The organism is Curtobacterium sp. NPDC098951 (assembly GCF_044759965.1).
Taxonomy (GTDB): domain Bacteria; phylum Actinomycetota; class Actinomycetes; order Actinomycetales; family Microbacteriaceae; genus Curtobacterium.
The window spans coordinates 42,132-57,469 of the sequence record NZ_JBIWAG010000005.1 but is presented as its reverse complement, the minus strand read 5'-3'; the positions used below and the strand labels follow the sequence as shown (position 1 = coordinate 57,469).

At 74.5% G+C, this 15,338-nt stretch carries 13 protein-coding genes; 6 read left to right on the top strand and 7 right to left on the bottom strand.

The features are described from left to right. The first annotated feature begins 62 nt into the window (after window positions 1–62). The 3 genes from ACIQUC_RS14285 (at window position 63) to ACIQUC_RS14275 (ending at window position 4,765) form a co-directional block, all read left to right on the top strand. Entirely contained in the window at window positions 63–395 is a 333-nt protein-coding gene (locus ACIQUC_RS14285) for a WhiB family transcriptional regulator (protein ID WP_022907674.1), read from the top strand. A gap of 132 nt (window positions 396–527) precedes the next feature. Then, window positions 528–3,365, top strand: a complete 2,838-nt coding sequence (locus ACIQUC_RS14280; RefSeq protein WP_402268134.1) for a glycosyltransferase — start codon at window positions 528–530, stop codon at window positions 3,363–3,365. Beyond that, entirely contained in the window at window positions 3,362–4,765 is a 1,404-nt protein-coding gene (locus ACIQUC_RS14275; protein WP_402268131.1) for a DUF5719 family protein, read from the top strand. The genes ACIQUC_RS14280 and ACIQUC_RS14275 overlap by 4 nt, the downstream gene beginning before the upstream one ends. A 16-nt stretch (window positions 4,766–4,781) precedes the next feature. Here the strand turns inward: ACIQUC_RS14275 and ACIQUC_RS14270 are convergent, their stop codons facing one another. Then, entirely contained in the window at window positions 4,782–5,222 is a 441-nt protein-coding gene (locus ACIQUC_RS14270) for a hypothetical protein (RefSeq protein WP_402268129.1), read from the bottom strand. Between the two features lie 58 nt (window positions 5,223–5,280). On the opposite strand from ACIQUC_RS14270, the gene ACIQUC_RS14265 reads away from it, so the two are divergent. Both ACIQUC_RS14265 and ahcY read left to right on the top strand, forming a co-directional pair. Next, window positions 5,281–5,496 carry a DUF3499 family protein gene (locus ACIQUC_RS14265; RefSeq protein WP_031261169.1) on the top strand — a complete coding sequence of 72 codons (216 nt, stop codon included), beginning with the start codon at window positions 5,281–5,283 and terminating at the stop codon, window positions 5,494–5,496. A 102-nt stretch (window positions 5,497–5,598) separates the two neighbouring features. Next, window positions 5,599–7,077 carry an adenosylhomocysteinase gene (ahcY, locus tag ACIQUC_RS14260; protein WP_402268126.1) on the top strand — a complete coding sequence of 493 codons (1,479 nt, stop codon included), beginning with the start codon at window positions 5,599–5,601 and terminating at the stop codon, window positions 7,075–7,077. 537 nt (window positions 7,078–7,614) lie between these two features. Here the strand turns inward: ahcY and ACIQUC_RS14255 are convergent. Further along, window positions 7,615–8,484 carry an RDD family protein gene (locus ACIQUC_RS14255; RefSeq protein WP_402268123.1) on the bottom strand — a complete coding sequence of 290 codons (870 nt, stop codon included), beginning with the start codon at window positions 8,482–8,484 and terminating at the stop codon, window positions 7,615–7,617. 159 nt (window positions 8,485–8,643) lie between these two features. Here ACIQUC_RS14255 and ACIQUC_RS14250 point away from each other — a divergent pair, with 159 nt between their 5' ends. Next, the gene (locus tag ACIQUC_RS14250; RefSeq protein ID WP_402268120.1) at window positions 8,644–9,639 is read left to right on the top strand and encodes a stage II sporulation protein M; all 996 of its coding nucleotides are present in this window, start codon (window positions 8,644–8,646) and stop codon (window positions 9,637–9,639) included. A 3-nt stretch (window positions 9,640–9,642) separates the two neighbouring features. Here ACIQUC_RS14250 and ACIQUC_RS14245 read toward each other — a convergent pair whose 3' ends face one another. From ACIQUC_RS14245 to ACIQUC_RS14225, 5 genes are read right to left on the bottom strand one after another with little or no spacing between them, the layout of a single operon-like run. After that, complete coding sequence (locus ACIQUC_RS14245; RefSeq protein ID WP_402268117.1) at window positions 9,643–10,995, bottom strand: DUF58 domain-containing protein; 1,353 nt, start codon at window positions 10,993–10,995, stop codon at window positions 9,643–9,645. Further along, on the bottom strand, window positions 10,995–11,990 hold the full coding sequence (locus ACIQUC_RS14240; protein ID WP_402268114.1) for an AAA family ATPase: 996 nt from the start codon (window positions 11,988–11,990) through the stop codon (window positions 10,995–10,997). Before ACIQUC_RS14240 ends, ACIQUC_RS14245 begins: the two co-directional genes overlap by 1 nt. Continuing rightward, window positions 11,987–13,228, bottom strand: a complete 1,242-nt coding sequence (locus tag ACIQUC_RS14235; protein WP_402268111.1) for a DUF4350 domain-containing protein — start codon at window positions 13,226–13,228, stop codon at window positions 11,987–11,989. The genes ACIQUC_RS14240 and ACIQUC_RS14235 overlap by 4 nt, the downstream gene beginning before the upstream one ends. Then, on the bottom strand, window positions 13,225–13,863 hold the full coding sequence (locus ACIQUC_RS14230; protein WP_402268108.1) for a DUF4129 domain-containing protein: 639 nt from the start codon (window positions 13,861–13,863) through the stop codon (window positions 13,225–13,227). The genes ACIQUC_RS14235 and ACIQUC_RS14230 overlap by 4 nt, the downstream gene beginning before the upstream one ends. Next, the gene (locus ACIQUC_RS14225) at window positions 13,860–15,278 is read right to left on the bottom strand and encodes a glycerophosphoryl diester phosphodiesterase membrane domain-containing protein (RefSeq protein ID WP_402268105.1); all 1,419 of its coding nucleotides are present in this window, start codon (window positions 15,276–15,278) and stop codon (window positions 13,860–13,862) included. Before ACIQUC_RS14225 ends, ACIQUC_RS14230 begins: the two co-directional genes overlap by 4 nt. Window positions 15,279–15,338: the final 60 nt, after the last annotated feature.

Genomic DNA, 15,338 nt, shown 5'->3' with positions numbered 1-15,338 from the left:
ACACCGCTGTAATTACAGGCAACGACAGCGATCGTTGTGGTCCCGTTATCGAGACGTCAGGGGTGATCAGGGTGAACGGTTCCGACTTCCACGCCGGAGTACCGGAGGACTGGCACGTCGACCCTGTGTCGCTCGGCGTCCCGGGTGTGCGCCGTCCGGAGTCCGACGACGAGGAGAACCCGCTCGCCTGGCAGGTCGACTCGCTCTGCGCGCAGACCGACCCCGAGGCGTTCTTCCCGGAGAAGGGCGGCTCGACGCGTGAGGCCAAGAAGATCTGCACCTCGTGCGAGGTCCGCTCGCAGTGCCTCGAGTACGCGCTCGAGAACGACGAGCGGTTCGGCATCTGGGGCGGCCTCTCCGAGCGCGAGCGCCGCAAGCTGCGCAAACGGGCGTAGTCCGCAACTGCCCCGTCCAGGAGGCGCGGTGCGCGTCCGACGCGCACCGCACGTTGATGGCCTCCACAGGTTCACGGCGCGCCGCCCCGCGGGGCCGAGCCGCGCCTCCTGGCCCGTAGAGTGACGCCCGTCATGCAGCCCAGAGTCACCGCGATCCTCGTCGCCGCCAACGGAGCGGACCACCTCGACCGGACCCTGGACGCGCTCGCGGCCCAGACCCGGCACCCCGAGAACCTCGTCGTCGTCGACCTCGGGTCCACCGACGGTTCGACCGCCGACCTCGCGTTCGGCGGGTCCGCGGAACTCCTGCGCCTGCCCGCCGGACGCCCCTTCGGCGAGGCGGTCGCGCGTGGGGAGCGCGAGGCGCCGCCCGCGGTCGCCGACGAACCCGTCGACGAGTGGCTCTGGCTGCTCGGCCACGACAACGCTCCGGCTCCGACCGCGCTCGCCGACCTCCTCTCCGCCGTCGAGATCGCCCCCAGCGTCGTCGTCGCCGGTCCGAAGCTCATCGACGTCGACGACCCCTCCCGGATCCGCGCGTTCGGCGAGAGCATGACCCGGTTCGGTCGGTCGCTCGGCCTCGTGCAGGACGAGCTCGACCAGGGGCAGCACGACCGGCACACCGACGTCATGGCGGTCGCCGCCGGCGGCATGCTCGTCCGCCGCTCCGTCTGGAACGAGCTCGGCGGGTTCGACCCCGCCCTGCCGAACGTCGACGCCGCGCTCGACTTCTGCGTGCGGGTGCGCCTCGCCGGACACCGCGTCGCCCTCGTCCCGGAGGCCCGGGTGACGAGTGCCGGGCCCATCGAGGAGTTCGGCCGCAAGCGGGTCTCCGAGGGACGCCGCGTCCGGATGCACCGGCAGGCGCAGCTGCACCGCCGGATGACCTACGCACCCATCGGGGTCCTCTGGCTGCACTGGCTCACGCTCGTGCCCTTCGCGATCGGCCGTGCCGTCGGGCACCTCGTCGCGAAGCACCCGGCAGCGGTCGGCGCGGAGCTCGCCGCGGCGTTCTCGGTCGCCTTCGGCGGCGGGACCGGACGGTCGCGCCGCGTCCTCGCGCGCGGGAAGAAGCTCGGGTGGGCGGCCGTCGAGCCGCTCCGGGTCAGTTGGCGCCGAGTGCACGAGCGGCGCACCACCTCGCGCGACGTCGAGCTCGCTCGGGTCGAGGACGCCCCGATCGCCCGGGCGTCCTTCCTCGGCGACGGCGGGATCTGGGTCGTGCTCGCCGCGGCGGTCCTCAGCGTCGTGACCCTCTACCCCCTGCTCGGCTCGCCGGCGCTGACCGGTGGCGGGCTCCTGCCGCTCAGCACCGACGTCTCCCGGCTCTGGCAGAACGTCGGCTACGGCTGGCACTCGATCGGCACCGGGTTCACCGGCCCGAGCGACCCCTTCGCCTCGGTCGTCGCGGTGCTCGGATCCATCACGTTCTGGTCGCCGTCCACCTCGGTGGTGCTCGTGATGCTCGTCGCGTTCCCGCTCGCCGCGCTCGGCGCCTGGTTCGCGGTCCGGAAGCTGACCACCCGCACCTGGGTGCCGGTCATCGGCGCGGCGCTGTACACGATCGCGCCGACGCTCGTCGGTGCCGTGACGAGCGGGCACCTCGGTGCCGTGATCGCGCACGTGCTCCTGCCATGGCTGTTCCTCGCCGTGCTCGAGGCGCACCGGTCGTGGGCGTGGGCGTCCGGCGCGTCCCTGCTCTTCGCCGTCGTCGCGGCCTCCGCGCCGTCGCTGCTGCCGGTCCTGCTGCTCGGCTGGCTGGTGTCGCTCGCCGTCGGCTGGCGACGCGCGCACCGCCGGGTCTTCATCCCGGTGCCGGCCGCGGTGCTCTTCCTGCCGCTCGTGCTCGCGCAGGTCGCCCGCGGCAACGTGCTCGCCGTGTTCGCGGACCCGGGCGTCCCGTCGGCCACCCGTGCGCCGTCGGCGTTCCAGCTCGCCATCGGTCAGCCCGTCCCGGACTGGAGCGGCTGGCTGCCGACCACCTCGGGCCTGGCACTCGCCGCGTGGATCCTGCCCGTGGCGATGGCGGTGCTCGCGCTGCCGATCGCCGTCGCTGCCATCGGCGCGATGCTCGGCCACCGCTGGGCCGTCACCGGCGCCGTGCTCCTCATCGCCCTGGCCGGCTTCGCCACCGCCTTCGCCGCCACCCACGTCGCGGTGACCGGTGTCGGGTCGACCACCACGATCATCTGGCCCGGCAGCGGGTTGTCCGTCTACTGGTTCGGCATCGTCGCCGCGGCGAGCATCGGGATCGACGTCCTGCCGCGCACCGCGCCGGTCGCCGGGCTCGTGACCACCGTCGTGGCCGCGGTCACGGTGGCGCCGGCGTTCGGGGCGTTCTACCTCGGCAACGCGGTGATCCAGCCCACGTCCGGCCGGGTGCTCAGCGCCTACGTGAACGCCGAGGCCCTGGCGAACCCCGACGTCGGCACGCTCGTCGTCGACCCGCAGGACGACGGCTCGCTCGCGGTGTCGCTGGAACGCGGGCAGGGGTCGACGCTCGACGACCAGACCACCCTGGACTCGACCGCCCTCACGCTCAGCCGGTCCGGGGCGCAGCTCGCGACCCTCGCCGGCAACCTGGCGAGCCGGAGCGGCTACGACCCGGAGCCCGCGCTGCGGCAGCTCGGCGTCAGCTTCGTCCTGCTCGACGACGCCCCGTCGGGTTCCTCGGCGCAGGCGGTCCACGACCGTGCGGCGGGTGCGATCGGGCAGAACGCGCTGTTCACGAGCATCGGCGAGACCACGAGTGGGCAGCTCTTCCACTACGAGGGCGACGTCGACCGTCCGTCCACCGGATCGGCCGGCGCCCGGGCCACGCACGTCCTCTACCTCGTGGTCCTCGGCGTCGTGTTCGGCGCGGCGGCGCTCCTCGCGGTGCCCACGGCACCCCGCCGACGCCGTGCCACCTCGAACGTCATCGAGGCCGAGGAACCCGCCACCACCTTCGACGAGGAGCGCGACGAATGAGCCGTACCCCCGCCTCCGTCCGCCGCTGGGTCGTCCGCGGCACGGCGACCGCGATCGCCGTCGTGGTCGCCGCCGGCGCCGTCACGGCCGCGCACGCCATCGGCACCGAGACCGCACCGGGGCGCCCCGCGGGCAAGACCGTGACGCCCGTCCCGGCGGACGCCGAGCGCGTCTGCGCCGGCAACGCCCTCCGACTCTCCGACGACGCCGGCAACGACGCGACGAAGGCGAGCACGGTCGGGACCGCCACCGTCGCCACCGCGACCACCGGGTCGAGCGTCGAGCGCTCCGGGCTCGACGACTCCTCGACGGGCGGGAGCAAGCCGCGCCTCCTGACCGCACCCGCGGGGGACACGACCCCGCAGGTCGCCGGCAGCAGCTACCAGAGCGTCGCGAGTGGTGACCTCGTCGGGGTCGGCGCTGCGTCGTGCGACGACCCGAGCCAGTCCACCTGGCTCGTCGGCGGGTCCACCGAGACCGGCCGCACGTCCCTCGTCACCCTGTCGAACCCGACCGACGTGAACGCGACCGTCGACCTGTCGATCTACGACGGCTCCGGGACGGTCAGCGCCCCCGGCACGACGGGCATCGTCGTCGCGCCGAACACGCAGAAGGTTGTCCCGCTCTCCGGGTTCGTGTCCGACCAGGGATCGACCGTCGTGCACGTCGAGTCGTCCGGCGGCCAGATCGTCGCGCACATGCAGGAGTCGATCGTCCGGACGCTCACCCCCGGCGGCTTCGACATCATCTCCGGCGGCGCCGCACCCGCGACGTCGCAGATCATCCCCGGCGTCGTCCTCGACGGCGCCCAGGAGGCCCAGCGCGGCGACGACACCGCCGACGCCGCACCGATCGTCCGCCTCTTCGTCCCCGGCACCGAGGCGGCCCGCGTGACGCTCGGCATCACCACCGCCGACGGGGGCGGCTCCACCGTGAACGCCACCGCCGAGCCCGGCGTCGTCACCGACGTCGCCCTCGACGACTTCCCGGACGGCCGCTACGCGTTCACCGTGACGTCGACCGAGCCGCTCGTCGCCGGCGCCCGCACGACGACGCCGACCGACGACGGCCGCACGGACGTCGGGTGGTTCGCCTCGGCGGACCCGCTCGGCTCGTCCACGATCACCGCGGTCGCACCCGGCGAGAACCAGCGCCTGACGCTCGTCAACCCGACCCGGTCCGACGCCGACGTCACGATCCGCTCCGGCGACGAGACGCAGGACGTCCAGGTCGTCGCCGGCGGTGTCCGCACCGTGATCGTCCCGGTCGCGAAGCAGCTCGAGCTGCAGGGGACCGAGGGGCTCGTCGCGGGCGTGACGTACATGGGCGAGGACGGCATCGCCGGGTTCCCGGTCCGCGCCGCCACCGAGGTGTCCACGCCGGTGCGGGTCTACCCCTGAGCCGTGGCGCCCTGCGTCACCAGTGGCGGTAGCGGTCCGGCGCCAGGTCCCACGGGTCCTTGTCGATCAGCTCGCCGACCGCACGGAACACCGCGGTCTCGATGATGATGCGCTTGTCGGTGTCGTCCTTCTCGGGGCTGCGGGTGACCCGCTCGACGGGGACGCGGAACACGGTCACGCGACGTCGCTCGCGGTCCACCCGCCACCGGGGCATGTGGTCCGGCAGGGACTGGTCGGTCGGCATGTCGGCGACCTGGAAGACGACGCCCTCGAGTTCGGCGGGCCAGAGGCCGAGCAGGTAGTGCGCGGTGTCGCCGACGATGCGGTCGAACGTCTCGGCGCGCGTGATGATCGGCGCGAGGTCCGGTCCGGTGACGCTCGAGCGACCGCCGCGCCCGTGTCGGGAGCGGCCGCGACCACGGTCGACCGGCGTGACGAGAGGGGTCCTGCGACGCATCACCACATCGTACGCGGCGGCGGACGCCCTGCCGCGCTCCGGTAGGGTCGGTGGCGGTATGGACGTGAGGATCTGCAGCAAGGTCGCCTGTGGCGCGAGCGCGGCGGCGACCCTCACCTACGACTACGGGGACTCCATGGTCGTCGTCGGTCCGCTCTCGACGCGCGTCGAGCCGCACGGCTACGACCTCTGCGCACGCCACGCGGCGCAGCTGCGCGTGCCGCGCGGTTGGCAGGTGGTGCGGCGCGAGCCGCTCCGTCGCGACGCGGACTGATGCGGTCGGGCACAGTCCTCCACAGGCGGCTTCGCGGAGGCGCGGTGCACGGCACCGACGTCGTCTGACGACCCGCGCCTCCCGGCGTGGAAGACTGGGCCCATGCGCACCGAAGCCCGTACCGCAGCACCGTTCCGTGTCGCCGACCTCGCCCTCGCCGAGGCGGGGCGACACCAGATCCGCCTCGCCGAGAACGAGATGCCGGGGCTGATGTCCCTGCGCGAGGAGTTCGGCGCGTCGCAGCCGCTCGCCGGTGCGCGCATCGCCGGGTCGCTGCACATGACGGTGCAGACGGCCGTCCTCATCGAGACCCTCGTCGCGCTCGGCGCCCAGGTCCGCTGGGCGAGCTGCAACATCTTCTCGACGCAGGACGAAGCCGCCGCGGCCGTCGCCGTCGGCTCGACCGGGACCCCCTCGTCGCCGGCCGGCGTCCCGGTGTTCGCGTGGAAGGGCGAGACGCTCGAGGAGTACTGGTGGTGCACCAGCCGGATCTTCGACTGGTCGGCCGAGGCAGCCGCCGCCGGTGCCGACTGGACCGGCCCGAACCTCATCCTCGACGACGGCGGTGACGCGACCATGCTCGTGCACACCGGTGCCGATGCCGAGGCCGCCGGGCGTGTGCCCGAGGCGGGTGCCGACGCGAGCACCGAGTGGAAGATCGTCCTCGACACGGTCGCCGCGTCGCTGCAGGAGTCGTCCGACCGCTGGACCCGCATCGCGGCCGACATCGAGGGCGTCACCGAGGAGACCACCACGGGCGTGCACCGCCTGTACGAGCTCTTCCGCAACGGTGAGCTGAAGTTCCCGGCGATCAACGTCAACGACTCCGTCACGAAGTCGAAGTTCGACAACAAGTACGGCATCCGGCACTCGCTGCCCGATGGCCTGAACCGTGCGACCGACGTCCTGATCGGCGGCAAGGTCGCCTTCGTCGTCGGCTACGGCGACGTCGGCAAGGGGGCGGCCGAGGCGCTGCGCGGGCAGGGTGCCCGCGTCATCGTGTCCGAGGTCGACCCGATCTGCGCGCTCCAGGCCGCGATGGACGGCTACCAGGTGGCACGCCTGGCGGACGTCGCCGACCAGGTCGACATGGTCGTCACCTGCACGGGCAACCTCGGGGTCGTCGGCGTGGACGAGATGCTCGCGCTGAAGCACCTCGCGATCGTCGCGAACGTCGGACACTTCGACAACGAGATCGACATGGCCGGGCTCGAGGCACTGCCGGGCGTCGAGAAGGTCGAGATCAAGCCGCAGGTGCACGAGTGGCGCCTGCCGACGGGCCGTTCGATCCTCGTGCTCTCCGAGGGGCGCCTGATGAACCTCGGCAACGCCACCGGTCACCCGTCCTTCGTGATGAGCAACTCGTTCACGAACCAGGTGCTCGCACAGATCGAGCTGCACACTCGGCGCGACGAGTACCCGACGGGGGTGTACGTGCTGCCGAAGCACCTCGACGAGAAGGTGGCGCGCCTGCACCTCGACGCGCTGGGGGTCGCGCTGACCGAACTCCGGCCGGAGCAGGCGGCGTACATCGGCGTCCCGGTCGAAGGCCCCTACAAGCCCGAGCACTACCGGTACTGACGCAGCGCGGCGCCGCGCGCCCGCGCGCGCCCGGTGCGCCCGCGCGAGCCCAGCGCGCTGCGCGTGCGCGCTGCACGACGACGGCCACCCGGAACCGCGCGCGGTTCCGGGTGCTTTCGGTCGTGCGCCGGGCCGCCGCCGGCGGCCGTCGGTCGCGCGGCTCCGCGCCGGTCGCCCCGGTTCGCGCCGCTCCCGCCGGAGAGCGCTGCGGTCCGCGCCCCCGGTCGAACACTGCGCCCCGATGGAACGGGGCGCAGTGTTCGTTCCGGGGCGCGGACCTGCGCGCGGCCGCGCGCGGCGCCGCGCTTGCGCGTCCTCGCCGCGCTGCCTGCGCGCGGCACAACCAAAGTCGCCTGGAACCGCGCATCCGCGCGGTTCCAGGCGCTTTTGGTTGTGCGCTGCCCGCGGACGGTGCGCGCGGCGCGCTCGTGCGCTCCGCGCCCGCGCCTGCGGCGCGCCGGCGCCTGTCCGCCGCCCGCGGGTCGTGCGCGCCCGCGCCGCGTGCCGGCGCCGCGCCCCGCGCCCGGCGCCCCCGCGTCAGCGCGGGAAGCCGGGCGGCCGCGCCGTCGCCACCGCCGACGCGCGGTCGAGCACCGCCGCCCGCCCCCGCAGTGCCCGCAGGTCCCGCTCCCGCCGCAGCACGACGACCCCGGCGAGGAACGCCTCGGGTCGGACCGGCGGCACGGGGTGCGCGTACCCGGCGACCGCGGCGGCCAGCTCACGCGCCGCCGCCTCGCGCAGCTCGGGCCGGAGGTCGGCGGCACCGCGGAAGAACGCCCCGAGCCGGTTCTCGAGCCGTTGCGGCAGCGCCGACACGTCCGCGACCCCGGCCCAGGCCACGAGCTCCGCTGGCATGAGGACCTCGGGATCGCGCTGCTTCGCCGTGCGCTCGTGCTGCACGAAGGTGCCCGCGAGCAGGTCTCCGAGCCGCCGTGGCCGGGAGCCGAACAACGCGACGAGGAACGCCACCGACCCGACGGTCATCCACAGCTCGAACAGTCCGACGAGCGCTCGGGTGAACGCGTGCCGGAACCCGATCGCCCCGCCGTCGAGCCGCACGACCCGGGTGCCGGTGGCGTAGCGGCCGACGCTCTTGCCGCGGGTCGCGGTCTCGAGCGCCGCCGGCACGAGCACGAGCACGGCGACGAGAGCCCCGATGCTGAGCGCCGCAGTCCACGCGTCGTCGAGGCCGCTCGGCCAGACGCGGGACAGGCCGAACACGAGCATGAGGTAGAGCGCGAGCAGGCAGACGCCGTCGAGGAGCGCCGCCGCCAACCGCAGCGCGATGCCGGCGGGTTGCACGTCGAGGGCGACGGCCTCGCCGACGACGAGCTCGTCGTGGGTGTCCTCGAGCGCTCGGACGAACCGACCGTCGGCGAGGTCACGCGGCACGCGGGTCTTCGGCATGGGATCATTCTGTCGGAGACACCCGGCGTCCGCGCGGGGACCGTCCGGACGGGCCGTGCGCACGACCGACACGAGCGGCACCGGAGCGCGGACGCAACGACAGCGGACGCAACGACTGCGGACGCGACGACTGCGGACGCGACGAGTGGGGGAGACGCTGTGGACCTGGACGCCTACACCGAGGTGCACCGCGACCGGTGGCAGGAACTCGACCGACTCGCCCGCGCCCGTCACGCCTCCGGCGCCGACGTCGACCGCCTCGTCTCCGGCTACCAGGAGGCCGCGACCGACCTCGCCCGGATCCGTGGCGCCGCGCCGCGCTCCGCCGTGGGCGACCGCCTCTCGCTGACCCTCTTCCGCGCTCGGCTCCGGTTCACCGGCACCCCGGTCGACCCGTTGGCCGCCGTGACGACGTTCTTCGTCCTGCAGCTCCCCGCGGCCCTCCACCGGATCCGCTGGGTCACGATCTGGGTCGCGGCGGCCACCGCGGCGGTCGCGGCGATCACGGCGGTCTGGATCACGACGACGCCGGGCGCCGTCGACACCTTCGGCACGCCCGAGGCGCTGCGACAGTACGCGACCCAGGACTTCCAGGCGTACTACTCCGACCACGGCCTCGGCGCGTTCACGGCACAGGTGTGGACGAACAACGCCTACATCGCCGCCACGATGGTCGCGTTCGGCATCACCGGCCTCTTCGTGCCGTTCTCGATCGGCCAGAACGCGATGAGCCTCGGCGTCTCGGCGGCGATCATGCACGACCAGGGCCGGCTCGGCGACTTCTTCCTGTACATCGCCCCGCACGGCCAGCTCGAGCTGTACTCGATCTTCCTCGCGGCGGCCGCGGGCCTGATGATCTTCTGGTCGTGGGTCGCGCCGGGTGCCCGCACCCGCGGCCAGGCCCTCGCCGAGGACGGCCGAGCGCTCATCACGATCGCCGTCGGCCTCGCCCTGACGCTCCTGCTGTCCGGACTCGTCGAGGGCACCGTGACCCGTCAGGACTGGCCGTGGCCGGTGAAGATCGGGATCGGCACCGTCGCTCTCGCGGCCGTGCTCTGGTACCAGTGGGTCCTCGGCGGGCGCGCGCACCGCGCGGGGCAGCGCGGCGACCTCGAGGAGTTCGAGCGCGGCACGTCCGCCCTCGTCGCCGACTGACGGCTAGAGCCGCCCCGAGCCCTTCGCACGGATGTAGGCGTCGGCGACGAGCGGTGGCACCTGCTCGGGCGCAGCGCGGACGACCTCGGCTCCGGCACGTCGTGCGACGTCGGCCACGCCGTCGGCGTCGAGGAGCGTGCGTTCGGCGGCGGCGCGCCGGTGGACGTCGCGCTCGGCGCGGGCCGGGAGGGACGGCGCCCGCCCGCCGCGTCGCCGCGGCTCCGGGGCGGTCGGCTCCACGGCCCCGCTCGCCATCCGCTCGACCGTCGGGTCCGTCACGCTGGTGACGACGACCGCGTGCCGCCGGGTGAGCCGGGGGAGCACGGCGAGCAGGTCGCCCGACGCCCCCACGGAGTCCAGGCTCGACACGAGCACGACGAGCGCCCGCGAGGTGGTGATCGAGTCGACGAGCCCCGGGACCGCCGCCCAGTCCGTCGCTGCGAGCCCGGCCTCGGTGAGCGCGAGGGTCTCGCCGAAGCGCTGGACGACGTCGCTGCGGGTGGCACCGTGCACCCGCGAGCGGACGGTGTCGTCGAGCACGGCGAGGTCGACCCGGTCGCCAGCAGCTGCGGCCAGGGCACCGAGGAGCAGGGCGGACTCGATGAACGTGTCGAGGCGCGGTTCGTCGTCGACGCGGCCGGCACCGGCACGCCCGGCGTCGACGACCACGATCACCCGACGGTCCCGCTCCGGACGCCAGGTGCGCACCACGAGGTCCTGGCGCCGCGCGGTCGCGCGCCAGTCGATCGACCGGACGTCGTCGCCGCGCACGTAGTCCCGCAGCGAGTCGAACTCGGTGCCGTGACCGCGGAGCTGGAGCGTGGTCTCGCCGTCGAGCTCCCGCAGACGTGCGAGCCGCGAGGGCAGGTGCCGACGGGACCGGAACGGCGGGGTGACGACCAGCTCCGCCGGCGCCGGGACGACCCGTTGCCGGGCCGCGAGTCCGAGCGGGCCGAACGCGCGCACGGCGACGCCGGCGGACGCCCGACGGCCGCGCCGGAACGGGGCGAAGCGCATGCGTGCCGTCCGGCGTTCGCCGGCGGGGACCTGCAGCCGCATCCGCCGGGGGGCGTGTCCGGCGGACGGCTCCCACATGTCACGGACCACGCCGCGGAGCGTGCGGCTCCCGTCGTTGGCGAGGACGAGCGTGCCGTCGGCGGTGGTGTCGCGCCGCGCGAGCCTCGGCATCCGCCGCTCGACGCGCACGGCGGTGAGGTCGGCCGCGAGCAGCACGTCGAGCACGGCGGCCAGCACGACCACCCCGGCCCAGGCGAGACCGGCCCATCCCGTGCCGAGGAGCACGGTGGGCACGATCGCGACCGCGAGGAGCGCGACGAAGCGGCCGGAGATCGCCACTAGATCGGCACCCGGACCTGCTCGACGACCTGCTGCAGCACCCCGTCGGCGCCGACGCCCTCGAGCTCGGCGTCCGCGGCGACGCGCAGCCGGTGTCGCCACACGGGCAGGAGCATCGCCTGCACGTGGTCCGGTGTGATGGCGTCGTAGCCGGTGAGCCACGCCCACGCCTTCGCCGCGGCGAGCAGGGCGGTCGCGCCGCGGGGGCTGACACCGACCCGCACGGAGGGCGCCTGCCGGGTCGCGCGGGCGAGGTCGACGATGTACGCGAGGACGTCGTCCCGTGCCCCGACCTCGCGGACCGCACGCTGGGCGGCCAGGACCTCGTCGACGCCGAGGACCGGGGCGATGCCGGCGGAGCGGACGTCACGCGGCACGAAGCCGTCGGCGTGCCGCCGGAGCACCTGCCACTCGACGTCGCGCGGCGGGACGTCGAGCGTGAGCTTCATGAGGAAGCGATCGAGCTGGGCCTCCGGCAACGTGTACGTGCCCTCGAACTCGATCGGGTTCATGGTCGCCGCCACGAAGAACGGGTCGGGCAGCGCGCGGGCGTCACCGTCGACGCTGACCTGGCGCTCCTCCATGGCCTCGAGGAGCGCGGACTGCGTCTTCGGCGGCGTCCGGTTCACCTCGTCGGCGAGGAGCACGTTCGTGAACACCGGCCCCTCGCGGAACGGGAAGGTACCGGTCGAGGCGTCGTACACCAGCGAGCCGGTGACGTCGCCGGGCATCAGGTCCGGCGTGAACTGGATCCGCTTGGTGTCGAGGGACATCGCGGCCGCGAGGCTCCGGACGAGCAGCGTCTTCGCGACGCCGGGGACGCCCTCGAGCAGCACGTGCCCCTGCGCGAGGATGCCGACGATCATCCCGGACACCGCGCCCTCCTGCCCGACGACGGCCTTGCCGACCTCGGCGCGGAGCCGTCCGAAGGCGTCGCGGAGCGGATCGGCCGGACGGGTCGCCTGCGGGCTCTGGGTGGTGGACGGGTCGGTCACGGGCGTGCTCCTCGGTGGTCTCGGTCGGTCTGGCGGGCGCCGGTGGTCGCGGCGAGGACGGCGCGTTCGAGCTCGTCGAGTGCTGCCGCTCCGGCGGTGAGGCTGCGGTCGTCGGTGGTCGGCCCACCGACGAGGACGGCCCCGACGCGGCGGTCGGGGATCCCGGTGGCGCGGGCCGCGGCACGGACGACCTCGTCGACGTGGGCCGACCGGGGGAGTCCGAGCCGACGAGCCGTGCGCCGGATGGCCGCGATCCGGAGCGTGTCGAGGGCGTGGGTGCGATCGCGCGTGCGGGCGGCGAGTCGGGCGCGGCCCTCGGTGGTCTCGGCGGCGCGTACCACGACGGGCATCCGCTCGACGACGAGCGGCCCGAGGCGACGGCCGCGCCAGAACGCGGCGGCGACCGCGACGAGGCCGAGCAGCGCGAGTGCGCTCGGGACCCACGGCGGTGCCAGCGAACCGAGGGTCGGCGCGGCGTCCGAGGCGCCCGGGACCGGCGTGTACCAGGTGAGCGTCGCCTCGTCGCCGAGCAGCCCGAGGGCGAGTGCGGCGTTGCCGGCGGTGGTGATCGTGTCGTTCCGGAACGCCGCGGTGGTGCCGACGAGGGTGACGTCCCCGGCGGCAGTGTCGGTCCGGACGAGTCCGTACACGCGGTCGCCGCCCGAGCCGAACGGCGCGCAGAGGTCGGTCCCCGCGGGCGCCCGTCGACCGTCGGGTACGGCGTACCCGGTCCCCGTCGCCGTGATCCGCTCGGCCACGGCGGCGGCAGAGATCGCGCAGGAGGTCGTGCGGACGGTGTCGTCCCCGTCGACCGGCGCGGCCGGTTCGACGTCGAGACCGAACGCGTCGAGCACCCGGGGGTCCGAGCTCACGAGGACGACGTGCTCGACCTCGCGCGCGAGCCGCCGCGCGACGGCCGGGTCGAGGACACCGCGCTCGTCGTCCACGAACACGGTGCCGTCGGCGATCCGGTCCGCACGGTCCACCACACGGACGTCGGTGCCGCGCTGTTCGAGGACGCGCACCAGCGCCTTCGCGCCGCTCGCCGATGCGGACGCCGGGTCGAGCGGAACCCGGTCGGTGGCGGGCCGCCCGACGACCGCGGTGAGCACGGCGAGGAGCGCGCCGACGAGCACGACGGCGACCCACGCACCGACACGGCGGCCGCGACCTCCCCGGTCGCGCTCCGGCTGTCCGGACCCGGCGGACTGCGGCGGAGTGGACACCGTGGCGGTCACGCGGGCACCGCCGGGGTCGTCGCATGGGCAGGACGTGCCGTCCGGACGGCGTGCTCGGTGTCGAGGACCTCGCGGGCTGCCGTCTCGGTGGCGGCGACGTCCAGGTAGCGGACCTCGTCGAAGGTGACGGCCGCGTGTTCGATCCGGGTGGCCTCGACCGGGAAGACCCGTGCCGCGCGGCCGGCGATGGCCCGCGCGGTGGCTCCCGGGACGTCCGGCACGAGGTCGCGCTCACCGAGTCCCCTGGCGATCGCGCGGTAGCCGTCGAGGACTGCACGCGACCAGTCGCCGGCACGGAGGGCAGCGCGGGCGTCCTCGGCGATCGCGCTGGCCGGACGGAGGTCGTCGTCGTCGAACACGCCGCCGGTCTCCCCGTCGGCGAGTCGCGCCCGTCGGCGGGGGAGTCCGCGGGCGACGACCACGAGCACGACGACCGCCACGAGCACGACCACGGCCGTCCAGAGCAGGGTCTGCGCGACCGCCGGGGACCCGAGACCGTCGGCGCGGAGCGACCCGATCCATTCGAGGACGGCACGCGAGGCGCGGTCCCACCACGTCACGTGCGCACCGTCGTACTCCGACCGCTCGAGCTCGCGCTCGAGGAGCCGACGTGCCTCGTCGGGACCGATCGTCATGCCCGGCCGTCCGGCGGGTAGCGACCAGGTGCGCCGCCCCATTGCGGCGGCGCGGTCGGCCCACCGGCGGCATCGGGGCCGGGCTGTCCGGGCCACGGCTGCCCGGGCACGGTGCCCGGCTGTCCGGGCCACGGCTGCTGCGGCGCAGCGCCCGGCCACCCCTGTCCGGGCCAGACCGGCCGGTCGACCCGCGGCGACGGCGCGAACGGGTCGGTCGGCGTTCCGGTCTCGAGGTGCGACGCGATCCGCTGGTCGAGTGCCTCGGTCCGGATGCGACGGTCGATCGCCAGGAAGGTCACGACGGACGCCGACAGCACGTCCGTGACGCACTGCACCGCGATGCCGAGCAGGCTCCCCACGACGATCGCGATCACCCCGCCCGTCCCGGCACCCGAGGCCGCGTCGGTCTGGCCGAGCGGGTCGAACGTGCCGCCCAGGAGCACCGCGCCGATCGTGAGCGGGATCGTCGCGATGGACACCGCGACGCCGAACACGGCCTGCACGAGCAGGATGATGCCGAAGGTGCGCCAGAAGGCTCCACGGGTGAGCCGCCACGACTGCGCCGCGGCCTGGAAGACGGGGCGTCCCTCGAGCGCGATGGTCGGCACGGTGAACGCGAACTTCGTCCCGAGCCACACGAGCACGACCGCGAACCCGAGGCCGAGCAGGAAGAAGCCGAGCAGGAAGGCGCCCAGGCCGGAGCCGGAGCCGCTCCCGGAGGCCGCGGCGACGAGCCCGATCATGACGCCCACGAACACGATGCCGATCACGACGCCGGCCGCGAGCTGCAGCAGGATCCAGGCGACCACCGACCAACGGCGCCCGGCGAGCAGGGCCCAGAGCCCACGGAAGGTCGCGCGTCGGCCGAGGACGCGTGCGCCGGTGTCCGCGGCGACCGGCGCGACGAGGAAGCCACGCCCGAGGTAGGCCAGGAACGGCAGCGCGACGGACAGGACGAGCCACAGGGTGAACGAGCCGGCGAGGATCGAGTCCGAGCCGGTCGCGCCGCCGTCGACCGCTGACAGCATGCGCGACTGGAGCGCCTGCTGACCGAACACGCTCACGAGCGTCGAGAGGAGCCCGAGGACGCCGCTGAGGAGCAGGCTCCAGAGCAGGAGCACCCGCGCGTTGCGGCGGAACACGGTGAACGCGCCGGCGAGGACGTCGCCGAGCCCGAGCGGCCGCAGCGGGATGACCGGTCGCGACCCGACCGGCGGGGGACCGGACGGACCCCCGGGGCCACCGACCCACGCACCGGGCTGACCTGGCCACGCGCCGGACGGGCCGAACTGGGTGGGCTGACCCGGCCACGCGCCGGACGGCTGCCGCGCCGGGGGCCGAGCCGCGCCTCCTGGACGCTCGTCCCGACCGTCCTCGGACCCGCCGGGCGCACCCGGTACCTGCCAGTCGGACATCGCCGCCCCCTCGTGCTCCCGACCACGCACGCGGAAGACGCGGTCGACACCCATCCTGTC

What these genes read in the sequence shown, in the direction of transcription:
- ACIQUC_RS14265 (WP_031261169.1), top strand. Translation starts at nt 5,281, where the DNA reads ATGGACGTGAGGATCTGCAGCAAGGTCGCCTGTGGCGCGAGCGCGGCG.
- ACIQUC_RS14280 (WP_402268134.1), top strand. Translation starts at nt 528, where the DNA reads ATGCAGCCCAGAGTCACCGCGATCCTCGTCGCCGCCAACGGAGCGGAC.
- ACIQUC_RS14270 (WP_402268129.1), bottom strand. Translation starts at nt 5,222, where the DNA reads ATGCGTCGCAGGACCCCTCTCGTCACGCCGGTCGACCGTGGTCGCGGC.
- ACIQUC_RS14230 (WP_402268108.1), bottom strand. Translation starts at nt 13,863, where the DNA reads ATGACGATCGGTCCCGACGAGGCACGTCGGCTCCTCGAGCGCGAGCTC.
- ACIQUC_RS14275 (WP_402268131.1), top strand. Translation starts at nt 3,362, where the DNA reads ATGAGCCGTACCCCCGCCTCCGTCCGCCGCTGGGTCGTCCGCGGCACG.
- ACIQUC_RS14255 (WP_402268123.1), bottom strand. Translation starts at nt 8,484, where the DNA reads ATGCCGAAGACCCGCGTGCCGCGTGACCTCGCCGACGGTCGGTTCGTC.
- ACIQUC_RS14225 (WP_402268105.1), bottom strand. Translation starts at nt 15,278, where the DNA reads ATGTCCGACTGGCAGGTACCGGGTGCGCCCGGCGGGTCCGAGGACGGT.
- ahcY (WP_402268126.1), top strand. Translation starts at nt 5,599, where the DNA reads ATGCGCACCGAAGCCCGTACCGCAGCACCGTTCCGTGTCGCCGACCTC.